Annotated in this window: 12 protein-coding genes, 2 tRNA genes, 1 rRNA gene and 1 pseudogene; 12 read left to right on the forward strand and 4 right to left on the reverse strand. The window is 39.8% G+C overall.

From position 1 onward, the window contains the following. Positions 1 to 29: 29 nt before the first annotated feature. From WYK_RS22210 to tsaD, 7 genes are all read left to right on the forward strand, one after another. Positions 30 to 103: transfer RNA gene (locus tag WYK_RS22210), tRNA-Met, on the forward strand. Between the two features lie 246 nt (positions 104 to 349). Next, a 5S ribosomal RNA gene (gene rrf, locus WYK_RS22215) occupies positions 350 to 465 on the forward strand. A gap of 30 nt (positions 466 to 495) precedes the next feature. Then, a tRNA-Met gene (locus tag WYK_RS22220) sits at positions 496 to 569 on the forward strand. Positions 570 to 765: 196 nt separating this feature from the next. Then, entirely contained in the window at positions 766 to 1,218 is a 453-nt protein-coding gene (gene tsaE / locus WYK_RS22225; protein WP_040376634.1) for a tRNA (adenosine(37)-N6)-threonylcarbamoyltransferase complex ATPase subunit type 1 TsaE, read from the forward strand. Then, entirely contained in the window at positions 1,218 to 1,922 is a 705-nt protein-coding gene (gene tsaB / locus WYK_RS22230; protein WP_040376610.1) for a tRNA (adenosine(37)-N6)-threonylcarbamoyltransferase complex dimerization subunit type 1 TsaB, read from the forward strand. Before tsaE ends, tsaB begins: the two co-directional genes overlap by 1 nt. Before the next feature lie 34 nt (positions 1,923 to 1,956). Beyond that, the gene (gene rimI / locus WYK_RS22235) at positions 1,957 to 2,409 is read left to right on the forward strand and encodes a ribosomal protein S18-alanine N-acetyltransferase (protein WP_040376635.1); all 453 of its coding nucleotides are present in this window, start codon (positions 1,957 to 1,959) and stop codon (positions 2,407 to 2,409) included. After that, positions 2,406 to 3,422: a tRNA (adenosine(37)-N6)-threonylcarbamoyltransferase complex transferase subunit TsaD gene (tsaD, locus tag WYK_RS22240; protein WP_040376636.1), complete on the forward strand. Its 1,017-nt coding sequence runs from the start codon at positions 2,406 to 2,408 to the stop codon at positions 3,420 to 3,422. The genes rimI and tsaD overlap by 4 nt, the downstream gene beginning before the upstream one ends. A gap of 343 nt (positions 3,423 to 3,765) precedes the next feature. Here the strand turns inward: tsaD and WYK_RS22245 are convergent, their stop codons facing one another. Continuing rightward, a complete protein-coding gene (locus WYK_RS22245; protein ID WP_040376611.1) occupies positions 3,766 to 5,685 on the reverse strand; it encodes an ABC-F family ATP-binding cassette domain-containing protein in 1,920 nt (639 codons plus the stop codon). A 147-nt stretch (positions 5,686 to 5,832) separates the two neighbouring features. On the opposite strand from WYK_RS22245, the gene moaC reads away from it, so the two are divergent. Then, complete coding sequence (gene moaC / locus WYK_RS22250; RefSeq protein WP_040376612.1) at positions 5,833 to 6,336, forward strand: cyclic pyranopterin monophosphate synthase MoaC; 504 nt, start codon at positions 5,833 to 5,835, stop codon at positions 6,334 to 6,336. Between the two features lie 34 nt (positions 6,337 to 6,370). Beyond that, a complete protein-coding gene (locus WYK_RS22255; protein WP_040376613.1) occupies positions 6,371 to 7,033 on the forward strand; it encodes a redox-sensing transcriptional repressor Rex in 663 nt (220 codons plus the stop codon). 21 nt (positions 7,034 to 7,054) lie between these two features. On the opposite strand, the gene WYK_RS22260 is transcribed toward WYK_RS22255, so the two are convergent. Together WYK_RS22260 and WYK_RS22265 are read right to left on the reverse strand one after the other, a co-directional pair. Next, positions 7,055 to 7,288: a YdiK family protein gene (locus WYK_RS22260; RefSeq protein ID WP_040376614.1), complete on the reverse strand. Its 234-nt coding sequence runs from the start codon at positions 7,286 to 7,288 to the stop codon at positions 7,055 to 7,057. After that, positions 7,285 to 8,025: a CPBP family intramembrane glutamic endopeptidase gene (locus tag WYK_RS22265; RefSeq protein ID WP_040376615.1), complete on the reverse strand. Its 741-nt coding sequence runs from the start codon at positions 8,023 to 8,025 to the stop codon at positions 7,285 to 7,287. Before WYK_RS22265 ends, WYK_RS22260 begins: the two co-directional genes overlap by 4 nt. 339 nt (positions 8,026 to 8,364) lie before the next feature. Between WYK_RS22265 and groES the strand changes: the two genes are divergently transcribed. Next, positions 8,365 to 8,649, forward strand: a complete 285-nt coding sequence (gene groES, locus WYK_RS22270) for a co-chaperone GroES (RefSeq protein WP_040376616.1) — start codon at positions 8,365 to 8,367, stop codon at positions 8,647 to 8,649. A 61-nt stretch (positions 8,650 to 8,710) separates the two neighbouring features. Next, positions 8,711 to 10,333: a chaperonin GroEL gene (gene groL, locus WYK_RS22275; RefSeq protein ID WP_040376617.1), complete on the forward strand. Its 1,623-nt coding sequence runs from the start codon at positions 8,711 to 8,713 to the stop codon at positions 10,331 to 10,333. Positions 10,334 to 10,446: 113 nt separating this feature from the next. Here groL and WYK_RS24305 read toward each other — a convergent pair. After that, positions 10,447 to 10,623: pseudogene (locus WYK_RS24305) on the reverse strand (tyrosine-type recombinase/integrase); the annotation flags it as partial. Between the two features lie 524 nt (positions 10,624 to 11,147). Here WYK_RS24305 and WYK_RS22280 point away from each other — a divergent pair. Next, entirely contained in the window at positions 11,148 to 11,930 is a 783-nt protein-coding gene (locus WYK_RS22280; RefSeq protein ID WP_152526537.1) for a hypothetical protein, read from the forward strand. Positions 11,931 to 12,462 lie beyond the last annotated feature (532 nt).

Genomic DNA, 12,462 nt, shown 5'->3' on the forward strand with positions numbered 1-12,462 from the left:
TGAGTTTTTTTTAGTTTCATTCAAATCGTCGCGGGGTGGAGCAGTCCGGTAGCTCGTCGGGCTCATAACCCGAAGGTCGCAGGTTCAAATCCTGTCCCCGCAATCAGTTAAAAAGACAACAGAGAACCTTCTCTGTTGTCTTTTTTTGGTTTCTATTATTAAACATGTCATTAAATTAGATCAAGGTCATATAATAAAAAAGAGATAGTGAATAATCAGTTGGTTATTGGAGAAAATAAGGATAGAGTTTAGAGATTCACAGGCAGAGACTTCCGAAAAAAACGAAAAAGTTCTTGCATTTGTGTAAAAATAATGTTAATATAATATTTATAGTAAGAAATGAATAATGTCTGGCAGTGATGGCGAAGAGGCCACACCCGTTCCCATTCCGAACACGGAAGTTAAGCTCTTCAGCGCCGATGGTAGTTGGGGGTTTCCCCCTGTGAGAGTAGGACGTTGCCAGGCATATTTATTTTTTAGTTTCATTCAAATCGTCGCGGGGTGGAGCAGTCCGGTAGCTCGTCGGGCTCATAACCCGAAGGTCGCAGGTTCAAATCCTGTCCCCGCAATCAGTTAAAAAAAACGAACATTTGTTTCGTTTTTTTTATGTCTAGAAAGATATCTGCATTATCTCTATTTCAGTTGCTGTTCATCAAATCACATTTCCGGTTCATCCGTTGTTTCCTATAGCGAAAAAAGGTAAACTACAGGTATAGGGTTTATTACAGGTCGATGATCAAAGAAGGATATAAGGGTGAAGATAATATGCAGCAGTATGAGTTAGTTACTGAAAATGAAGATCAAACATTCGCTTTAGCGAAACAGATAGGTGAAAAGCTTAATGGTGGAGAGGTAATTGCCTTAGAAGGAGACTTGGGGGCTGGAAAGACGGCGTTTACGAAAGGTCTAGCCAAAGGTCTAGCCGTCACTCGGGTAGTCAACAGCCCTACCTTTACGATTATTAAGGAATACCAAGGGCGGATTCCCCTTTATCATATGGATGTTTATAGGGTAAGCGCGGAGGATGAAGATCTAGGTTTTGACGAATATTTTGAAGGTACAGGGGTTACTGTTGTGGAATGGGCCCATTTAATTAAAGAACAGCTTCCTGACGAATTGCTGACCATCTACATCTATCGGATTGGTGATACAAGCCGTAAATTTGTATTAGAAGCTAAGGGAGAACGATACCTTCAGTTATGTAAGGAGATTTGTTAATGAAAGTGTTAGCGTTGGATACATCAAATTTTATATTAGGTATTTCTTTAATAGAGGATGATAAGGTAATTGGCGAATATATCACGAATCTAAAGAAGAATCATTCATTACGTGTTATGCCGGCTATTGAGGGTTTGTTAAAGGAATGTGATACTACTCCAGCAGAACTCGATAAAATTGTTGTGGCAAAAGGTCCAGGATCCTATACGGGTGTGCGGATAGGTGTAACCATTGCTAAAACATTGGCCTGGACGTTGAAAATTCCATTGTCTGGCATATCCAGCCTTGAAGCATTGGCTGCGAATGCTCGTTTCTTCGAAGGGTATATTGCGCCGTTGTTCGATGCTAGACGGGGCTTGATCTTTACTGGTCTTTATAAATTCACAAATAACAAACTAGAAACAATCATAGAAGATTGCAACATTTTATCTGTAGATTGGGCTAAACGGTTAAAGTCTACGAATGAATCTATTTTATTCATTGGCCAAGATATCGCTTTACATCAAGAAGCCATTAAAGAGGTATTAGGGGAACAAGCCATATTTGCCCCGCCCTCATTATTCAACCCAAGACCGAGTGAACTGGCTTTATTGGGAAGGGATAAGGATGAAGAAGATATCCATCAGTTTGTACCAAATTATGTCCGGATGGCTGAAGCAGAAGTTAAATGGCTGGAAACTCAGGCGAAAAAAAATGACCTTTGATGAGAAAATACTTGGTGAAAAGAGACCAGTATCGATGAGTGATTCTTTAATGTTTAGACGTATGAGAACAGAAGATATTGACCAAGTTTTAATTGTGGAGAGAGAGTCTTTTACACTTCCATGGAGCAGGGAAGCTTTTTATAATGAATTGAATACTAATCAATATGCTATTTACCTGGTTATTGAGGATGAAGGAAAGATCGTTGGGTATTGTGGGGCTTGGATTGTTTTAGATGAGGCACACATTACCAATATTGCCATACTGCCAGAGTACAGAGGACAAAAGCTTGGCGAGGCTTTGCTTGTTAAGATGATTGAAGTAGCATTAAGCAAGCAAGTAATCAAAATGACTTTAGAGGTTCGAGTAAGTAATATAACGGCACAATCCTTATATAAAAAACTCGGATTCCAAACTGGTGGAACTCGTAAGAATTATTATACTGATAACCAGGAAGATGCATATGTTATGTGGGTGAATTTATCGTGAAAAAAGATCAAATTATATTGGGTATTGAAACAAGCTGTGATGAAACGGCTGCGGCAGTTATTAAGAACGGTACAGAAATTTTAAGCAATGTCATTTCATCACAAATAGAAAGCCATAAGCGTTTTGGTGGAGTTGTACCAGAGATTGCATCAAGAATGCATGTTGAACAAATCACACTTGTTATTGAAGAAGCATTACTCCAAGCAGATGTAACCTATAAGGATATTGATGCAGTCGCTGTTACAGAAGGACCTGGCCTTGTAGGCGCTCTTTTGATTGGTGTTAATGCTGCTAAAGCCGTGGCATTTGCTCATGGGATTCCTCTTGTAGGTGTTCATCATATAGCAGGGCACATCTATGCTAACCGATTAATACAGGAAATGAAGTTTCCAGCATTGTCTCTAGTGGTTTCAGGGGGGCATACAGAACTTATATTACTAAAAGAGCATGGATCATTTAAGGTAATCGGTGAGACACGTGATGATGCAGCAGGTGAAGCGTACGATAAGGTGGCTCGGACACTTAACTTCCCCTACCCAGGTGGTCCGCATATTGACCGGCTTGCCCATGAGGGAAAACCTTCAATAAATCTTCCTAGAGCATGGCTGAATGGAAGTTATGACTTTAGCTTTAGCGGACTGAAATCTTCGGTTATTAATACTCTTCATAATGCTGAACAACGTGGGGAGACAATAGAACCGGCAGATTTGGCGGCTAGTTTTCAAGCAAGTGTTATTGAAGTGCTTGTCACAAAAACCCTTAAGGCAGCTGAAGATTTTAATGTGAAGCAAGTTATGCTAGCAGGAGGAGTCGCGGCGAATAAAGGACTTCGTGCAGCTCTTACAGAAGCTTTTACCGCAGTTCCTGATATAGAGCTTGTGATTCCTCCATTATCTCTTTGTACAGATAATGCAGCGATGATTGGTGCAGCTGGAAGTATCCTGTTTGAAAAAGGGAAGCGATCAGATCTTGCTCTAAACGGTAATCCTGGTCTTGATATTGAGAATCTCTAAATTAAACGTGAGATGCCAAACTTGGTATCTCACGTTCTTTCTGTGGGTAAAAGAAAAATATCTCACTATTCTGTGGATAAAGTTTTTTGATTATTAAAACAGATTGTGTATAACTAGGCTTATTGTGGATAAAACGACCGAGTTTTGTGGATAATGTGGAAAACTCTTATGGAAGTGAGTAAATCAGGCTTTTGAATGTGGCTAATTATGTGGATAACTTGATTTTAAAAATAAAAGTTATCCACATTTTTAAAATACAAAGAAATGATTGTGAATGAACGTCAATTACGCGTGAAAACAGGCTGCCTCAAGCCCGTCTATCGGGTCTTGAGGCAGCCTGTTCTTACCCTTCAAGTTCAGCCCATTCTTCTAAAAGTAAATCGACATCTGATTGTGCCTGATCGAGTTTTACTTGAATTTCAAGGACTTTTTCATGGTTTTGGAAAATTTCAGGATCGCATAGAAGCTCATTGTAGGTAGTAATTTCTTCTTCTAGCTTTTCAGTAGCAATTTCTATTTCCTCAATTCTCCGCTTACGCTGTCGTTCCACTTTCTTTACTTCTTTATCCATTTGATAAGATGTGGCGACTGGAGGTGTATCAGCTTTGATTACACGCTCTTTTCTTTCGAGCTCAATGAGTTCTGCTTGTTCCTGTTTCTTCTCAACGTAGTAATCATAATCACCAAGGAATTCTTCGCTGCCGTCTTTACTAAGTTCAATTACCTTTGTGGCAATTCGATTGATAAAGTAACGATCATGGGAAACGAAAAGAATGGTCCCGGGATAATCGATTAAGGCATTTTCGAGCACCAGTTTACTATCAAGGTCTAGGTGATTGGTCGGTTCATCTAAGATTAACAGGTTGCCTTTTTCCATCATCATCTTAGCTAGTGCGAGGCGAGCCTTTTCGCCGCCGCTGAGGGATGAGACGTTCTTAAGGACATCATCACCAGAAAAAAGAAAATTGCCTAGAATGGTGCGGATTTCTTTCTCAGGTTTTAGTGGATGTTCATCCCATAGTTCATTTAACACCCGTTTATTTGAGACGAGATTAGCTTGTTCCTGATCGTAGTAGCTGATTTGGACGTTTGTCCCCATTTTAAATCCACCTGAAAGGAGTTCAAGTTTGCCAATCAATGTTTTTAACAAGGTCGATTTTCCGACTCCGTTTGGACCAACAAGAGCTACGCTGTCCCCTTTTGAAATGTTAATGTTGATGTTGCGGGAAACATACTTTTGATTGTATCCAATTTCTGCTTCCTGAATAGCAAGCACATCGTTCCCGCTTTGCCTTTCAATCTGAAACGAAAAATTAGCCGATTTTTCATCTCCATTAGGCCTGTCCAGCACATCCATTTTTTCAAGTTGTTTGCGTCTGCTTTGTGCTCTTTTGGTTGTGGAAGCTCTCGTAATGTTCCGTTGAACAAAGTCCTTTAGCTTATCAATCTCGTCCTGCTGTTTTTCATATTGCTTTAAATCGCGTTCATAATCTAATTCTTTTAAGGCTAAGTAAGCACTATAGTTTCCATGATACTTACGCATGGAATGACGGGATATTTCATAGACCTGATTAACAACCTTATCAAGGAAATAACGATCATGAGAAACAATTAATACGGCACCAGGATAGCCTTGTAAATATTGCTCCAGCCAAGAAAGTGTATCGATATCAAGGTGATTGGTTGGTTCATCTAGGATGAGGATATCGGGTTTCTTTAGTAGTAATTTACCAAGTGCCAGCCGGGTTTTCTGACCCCCGCTTAACGTAGCAATAGGTGTAGATGAATCAAACGAAGAGAATTGCAGTCCATGAAGAACGGACCGGATATCTGCTTCATATTGGTACCCGCCCTGTTCAGCAAACTTGATTTGCAGGGCATCATATTCAGAGAGAATCTTTTTGTAGAGTGCTTCATTTTCATAAGTCTCCGGCTTGGCCATCGTGACCTCTAGGTGCCGCAGCTGTTTTTCCTTGGCAATCAGCTCGGTAAAAACAGTCAGCATTTCATCCCATATGGATAATTCAGACTCTAAACCGGTATCCTGAGCCATATAGCCAATTGTGGTGCCTTTAGGTTTAATGATCTCGCCGCCATCGTGAGAAAGATGACCAGCAATAATTTTTAATAGTGTGGATTTCCCTGCACCATTTCTGCCGACAAGAGCCACTCGATCTCTATTTTGAACTTCGAGCTTCATATTTGATAATATAAGCTCTGCCCCATAATATTTCGATAATTGGTTAACTTGTAATAGAATCATGTTTTTCACCTCTAAATTGCGTTATAGATAGTGTACCTTATTCGGGCAATATCCGCGAGGGTGAGTATCAATATGCTTATGTGAAGGATGAAACAAAGTCATTACAAATGGTGAATTTTAGTGTATGATTTAGGAGAGGTGTTTTGAATGAAAGAGTTAACTCATTTTAATGAAGAAGGCAGGGCAAAAATGGTTGATATCAGCCAAAAGCCTGAAACTGTTCGTACAGCTGTTGCTCAGTCGAGCATATTGCTGAATGAAGAAATTTACGAAAAAATAACCAACAATAAAATGAAAAAGGGAGACGTACTTGCTGTTGCCCAGGTGGCAGGAATCATGGCTTGTAAGAATACGTCGAACATTATTCCTATGTGTCATCCCATTTCATTACAAGGTGTGAATATCTCTTTTAATTGGTTAAAAGAGGACGATAATCATCGTCTGCAGATTCAAGCAACGGCCAAGACAAAGGGAAGCACAGGTGTGGAAATGGAAGCGTTAACAGCTGTTTCAGCAGCTGCACTGACTGTTTATGATATGTGTAAGGCTGTGGATAAGGGTATGATCATAGGACCAACGTTTTTAGTTGAAAAAACCGGTGGTGTTTCCAGTCCCGACTATCAGAGGCAGATTAATCAAACCGAAGAATAGGATTCGGAAACATTTGTGAAAGCGGGGAAAATATATGAGCCCAGAACATTTAAAAATACCGCAGGCAACCGCCAAGAGATTACCCTTATACTATCGTTTTCTAAAAAACCTACATTCATCAGGCAAGCAGCGTGTTTCCTCAGCTGAACTCAGTGAAGCTGTCAAGGTAGACTCTGCCACGATACGCCGGGATTTTTCTTATTTTGGTGCACTTGGTAAAAAAGGCTATGGATATAACGTTAATTATCTTTTATCATTTTTCCGGAAAACACTGGATCAAGATGAGTTGACTAAAGTAGCCTTAATCGGTGTAGGTAACTTGGGGACAGCCTTTTTGAATTATAATTTCTTAAAGAATAATAACACGATTATTGAGTTAGCCTTTGATGTTGACGAAAGTAAGGTCGGTACGAGAATCTGTGACGTCCCGGTGTACCATATGGACGAGTTAGAAGAACAGTTAAATCAACGAGATATATCTGTCGCAATTTTAACTGTGCCATCACATGTGGCTCAAACCATTACAGATTACCTCGTTAAATCAAATGTAAAAGGGATTTTAAATTTTACTCCGGCACGCCTTACTGTACCGGCTGCCATAAGAGTTCACCACATTGATTTATCTATTGAACTGCAATCATTAATTTATTTCTTAAAGCATTACCCATCATCTGATATTCAGGCCATCACGGATTAAATACAAAAAACGCTGCCAGGATTATAAGCAGCGTTTTTTGTTTATTTCTTTATTCTTTTTCTGGATGGATTTAATTTTAAAGTGCAGGAGAAGCATACGAATGCCTGATCCTAAATCAAGTGTGGCAAGCAGTACAAGAAAATAGGCGAAGAATCCCCATCCGGATCTAGAAACTGTTTGGATGGACATAAAGATAAATAAGGCGCCTAAAGCCATATAAATAATGGCTAATGTTAAAGGTGAAATTCTTTTCATAAAAACCCTCCGATGAAGTTTTGCACGTGCTCTGCGTCCTTCTGCAATTTTTCAATATCATCTTTGTAAACTATTTGAGTAATGACCACTAAGGAGTTCATGGACACGTGCGCAAAGATGGGGACTAAGATACGATTGGTTTTTACATATAAAAAGGCAAAAACAAATCCCATCGCAGTATAGAGCAATAAATGAATAAATTCTCCGTGAGCGGCTCCGAATATTAATGAACTAATCAGGGCAGATAAGAAAAAGTTAAGTCGTTTGTGCAGGGATCCAAAAATAATTTTACGAAAAACAATTTCCTCAAGAATCGGTCCAATAACAGAACTAACAAATAGGACGAGAGGAACATTGAGAATTAGATCAATAATCGTCTGCGTATTCTCAGAACCTGCCTCAATGCCGATAGCTGTTTCAATCGCTCCTGCTATGGATTGAGAAAATAACGCAAGAAAGATTCCGGCGAATCCCCAAAAAATAGAGGTAGGAACAGACGCTTGATGTTTTCGAAAATCATCATTATTTTTCATTTCTTTTCGTATTAAGAATAATGTTGCTATCAAGCCAATAAGGAAGCTGATAACAATCCAATACGCGCCAGAAAGCTGTTGAAGCTCGGCATTTTTTTCGGCTCCTCCCATAATCCCAAACATCATTAAAAGAGGAACACCAACAATACTCGATAACTGCATAGCGATATAAACAATAATAATGTACCAATATTCTCTCTTCAAAACTCATAACTCCTTCGATGTTGCGGTTGAGGCAGCCTGCCGTAAACCCAACAAAATGAATCGCACTAGTGAGAGCCTAAGCTACCTTATAAAAGAGTATCAAAATAAACGACCAAACTCCACATAAAGGTTTTTATAACGTAAAGGATTTAAAGACGGTGGAAGGTGTTTTCTTATTATAGTATTCCCAAGCATCCTTAGAAATTAATAGAAAAAAAAGAGATAAGATACTTGCAAATATGTCCCAATTTATTTAATATAGTAATTGTGTTAGCACTCACAGTAGATGAGTGCTAATAATTAAACACTAACCAGTAGAATTTGAGGAGGTCGTTTCACTTGTTAAAACCATTAGGTGATCGCGTAATTATTGAGCTAGTTGAATCAGAAGAAAAAACTGCCAGCGGTATTGTTTTACCGGATACTGCAAAAGAAAAGCCGCAAGAAGGAAAAATTGTAGCTGTAGGAACAGGCCGTGTTCTTGAAAATGGCGAACGTGTTGCTTTAGAGGTTGCCCAAGGCGATCGGATTATCTTCTCTAAATATGCAGGTACAGAAGTGAAATATGACGGGTCAGACTACTTAATCCTAAGAGAAAGCGACATCTTAGCTGTTATTGGCTAATTGTCCTAAACATACTTAATAAACGAAAACTAATACAAAATACTTTAGGAGGTTTTTATATATGGCTAAAGACATTAAATTCAGTGAAGACGCACGACGTTCCATGCTTCGCGGTGTAGATGCACTCGCTAATGCAGTAAAAGTGACACTTGGACCAAAAGGACGTAACGTCGTTCTTGAAAAGAAATTCGGTTCACCGCTTATTACTAATGATGGTGTAACAATCGCTAAAGAAATCGAATTAGAAGATGCATTCGAAAACATGGGTGCTAAGTTGGTTGCTGAAGTTGCAAGCAAAACGAATGACATTGCTGGTGATGGTACAACAACTGCTACTGTCCTTGCACAAGCTATGATTCGTGAAGGCCTGAAAAACGTAACGGCTGGCGCGAATCCTATGGGCATTCGTAAAGGGATTGAAAAAGCTGTGAAAGCTGCAATTAGTGAGTTACAAGCTATCTCTAAACCAATCGAAAACAAAGAGTCTATTGCACAAGTTGCAGCAATCTCAGCTTCTGACGAAGAAGTGGGTCAATTAATTGCTGAAGCAATGGAACGCGTTGGCAACGACGGTGTTATCACAATTGAAGAGTCTAAAGGATTCTCAACTGAATTGGACGTAGTAGAAGGTATGCAGTTCGACCGTGGATATGCATCTGCTTATATGGTAACAAACCCAGATAAAATGGAAGCAGTTCTTGAAAATCCATATATCTTAATTACTGACAAAAAAATCTCAAACATTCAAGAAATTCTTCCTGTACTTGAACAAGTTGTTCAACAAGGAAAATCTCTATTGCTAATTGCTGAAGACATTGAAGGCGAAGCACTATCAACACTTGTTGTGAACAAACTTCGTGGAACATTCAATGCAGTTGCTGTAAAAGCACCTGGATTCGGAGATCGTCGTAAAGCAATGCTAGAAGATATCGCTGCATTAACTGGCGGAGAAGTGATTTCTGAAGAAGTAGGTCTTGAACTGAAATCAGCAACACTAGCTTCACTAGGCCGTGCATCGAAAGTTGTTGTAACAAAAGAAAACACAACAATCGTTGAAGGTGCTGGAGATTCTGCACAAATTCAAGCACGTGTACACCAAATCCGTGTTCAATTAGAAGAAACAACTTCTGAATTCGACCGTGAAAAATTACAAGAACGTCTTGCTAAACTTGCAGGCGGAGTAGCTGTCATTAAAGTTGGAGCTGCTACTGAAACAGAATTAAAAGAACGCAAACTTCGCATTGAAGATGCGCTTAACTCTACTCGTGCAGCGGTTGAAGAAGGAATTGTAGCCGGTGGTGGTACAGCACTTCTTAACGTATACACGAAAGTTGCAGAACTTATTTCAGAAGGTGACGAACAAACAGGAATCAACATCGTACTACGTGCGATCGAAGAGCCTGTACGTCAAATCGCTCACAATGCAGGCCTAGAAGGTTCTGTAATCGTAGAACGCCTAAAACACGAAGAAGTAGGCACAGGCTTCAACGCAGCTACTGGCGAGTGGGTAAACATGATCGACGCTGGTATCGTTGACCCAACTAAAGTAACACGCTCAGCGCTTCAAAACGCTGCATCTGTTGCTGCAATGTTCTTAACTACTGAAGCAGTAGTTGCAGACAAACCAGAAGAAAACCCAATGCCAGCAATGCCTGATATGGGCGGCATGGGCGGCATGATGTAATTAGGGTTTTAAAACCTTATTATATCAACGTCTAAAATGATAATATGCTTTTCTTGTCCTCGGATTTGTCCTCGTTTTATAAAAAACACGGCAACCTTTGACAAAAAAGCTAACTATAGGAGAAGGTCTTTCATCAGTTTGCTAAACTGTTGGGAGGCCTTTTCTTCCATATTAACAGTCATATGAGCATAGATATTCATCGTAGTATTAATATCCGTATGTCCAAGACGCTGTTGTATTTCTTTAATGCCGACTCCAGCTTCAATCAATAATGAAGTATGGGTATGTCTAAGCTAACGGCACAGTAGAGTTGAATAAGTATTAAAAATATTGTTCTTACGAATCGGTCTCCATACTGAACAATCTGCTAATATATCTATTTTTCTTTTTCGCACAAAAAGACAAAAGAAAAGAAACGTTATTTTGGTTTGCGGTATTCACAAATCGTTACATTTGGGATCTATACAGTCATCATACACTTCATGCTTCATTGATGTGGGAAGCTTTCCAAAGTATGACATTTGCCAAAGGGCTTGGTACAATAATGGGATGAAAAAAATGAGGTGGAGAAAAGATGACGTCAACTTTCCGGCAAATGGCTGAAGAAGCATTACATAGAACAATGCTTTATAACAACGAGACAGAGATACAAAATCTCACGGAACAAATGGAATTGCTAGATCAGCATGGAATGAGTAATCTCAATCAAACGTTGCTGCAAAACGCGAGAGGAAGCACTCGAAATATCCCCGATTTTATTGCAGAGCATAACTTTGGTGCTGATCTGATCCGTCATGAACCGCAAGGCGTACATTTGTATGAGCCTCCCGGATACGACCGACCGCCTGATTTTGTGATGCCGCGGGGCAATACAACTTTATATTTGCAAATGAAAAGGCTTAATCATGGTGAATTTGAAAATCGCAGAGATCATATGCTGCGACGAATTCAAGATCAGCTACGGACGATTACCTTTGGCAAATTCGTATCGTTACAATTTGCGGAAGATTTTACGGAGCAAGATGTGGGTCCGCTTGTCCGTTTAATAGAAACTGCCGCCCATGCTGATGACGCGTCGGAGCATTCATACCCGGATGAATTTGATCCGAAGGCCACTTTTTTCTTGTTTGAGCCGCGTAACACTACACTGGCTCATTTGACGCTCGGCAGCTCTGCGGACATGGATTGGCGGGATCTTACTGGCGAAGCAGAAGCCCAAATCCGCTCAAGTCTTGATAAAGCTATCGGTGCTTTTATGTGGAATAACGATGCGCAGCATGTAAATCTGATTGTCATGGAAGCGGATCGATATGACGATACGGACATCTCGCAAGCTGTATTCGGTGAGGAAATCTATACTATGAGTCCTGGCGTAGCGGCTTTGAGAACGGCGCGCGATACGGATGGCTATTTTTACCAACCGCAGAATGCAGACAGGCTTTGCGGTGTGATTGCACTCAGAAGAACCCAAAGCGGATCCTTTATTTCCGGTTACCGGAAAACTTTGTTTATCAATGAGCGTTTTGAGGGTTACGTGGACCAAATTAGGCAGGAAGTCGGTATCGATGAAATGGTTAGAGAAAATGATCGTCCTTAAAAAAAAGCTAAGGCTGCCCAAGAGAGCCTTAGCTTTCTATTTCGGAAACAGCCTACATATGAAATCAGAAGAACTTACATCATCGTAGATAGATGAATTATCTTTAGTAACTTATACTTTTTAATTATTGTTGTTATTCTTTAAATATATATTACTCTAGCCAAAGAAAAGCAACGAGTAGAGTAAAATTTTATTCGTCTTCATCTTCCATCCTCTGTGGTACCACACTGTGGCATGGATGAATAACGGGTAGCTTTTGTTCAGTTTAAGGCTGTCATTTTGGTAGTCTTTTCTTATTGTACGAACGGGTGCTTGTGCGGCCGAGCCTAGATCGTATCATATAGCGGGTGGGATTCCCATCGAGAAAGAACTAGCCATTCGCTCGTAGCGAGTCTTCCAGGGCTGAAGGTAACTATTTAACTATTTTATCAGACGCTAAATGATAAAATTAACCTATTATTGGAAAAACTCATCTTCAATAATTGGTGACAAAAAAATTAAAGTTTGGACTTATTTAAAATATAATTGGTAA

This window comes from Peribacillus psychrosaccharolyticus ATCC 23296 (assembly GCF_000305495.1).
GTDB lineage: Bacteria > Bacillota > Bacilli > Bacillales > DSM-1321 > Peribacillus > Peribacillus psychrosaccharolyticus.

Excerpts from the sequence above, each read along its gene's own strand:
- tsaE (WP_040376634.1), top strand. The coding sequence starts at position 766 with ATGCAGCAGTATGAGTTAGTTACTGAAAATGAAGATCAAACATTCGCT.
- tsaB (WP_040376610.1), top strand. The coding sequence starts at position 1,218 with ATGAAAGTGTTAGCGTTGGATACATCAAATTTTATATTAGGTATTTCT.
- rimI (WP_040376635.1), top strand. The coding sequence starts at position 1,957 with ATGAGTGATTCTTTAATGTTTAGACGTATGAGAACAGAAGATATTGAC.
- WYK_RS22245 (WP_040376611.1), bottom strand. The coding sequence starts at position 5,685 with ATGATTCTATTACAAGTTAACCAATTATCGAAATATTATGGGGCAGAG.
- moaC (WP_040376612.1), top strand. The coding sequence starts at position 5,833 with ATGAAAGAGTTAACTCATTTTAATGAAGAAGGCAGGGCAAAAATGGTT.
- WYK_RS22255 (WP_040376613.1), top strand. The coding sequence starts at position 6,371 with ATGAGCCCAGAACATTTAAAAATACCGCAGGCAACCGCCAAGAGATTA.
- WYK_RS22260 (WP_040376614.1), bottom strand. The coding sequence starts at position 7,288 with ATGAAAAGAATTTCACCTTTAACATTAGCCATTATTTATATGGCTTTA.
- groL (WP_040376617.1), top strand. The coding sequence starts at position 8,711 with ATGGCTAAAGACATTAAATTCAGTGAAGACGCACGACGTTCCATGCTT.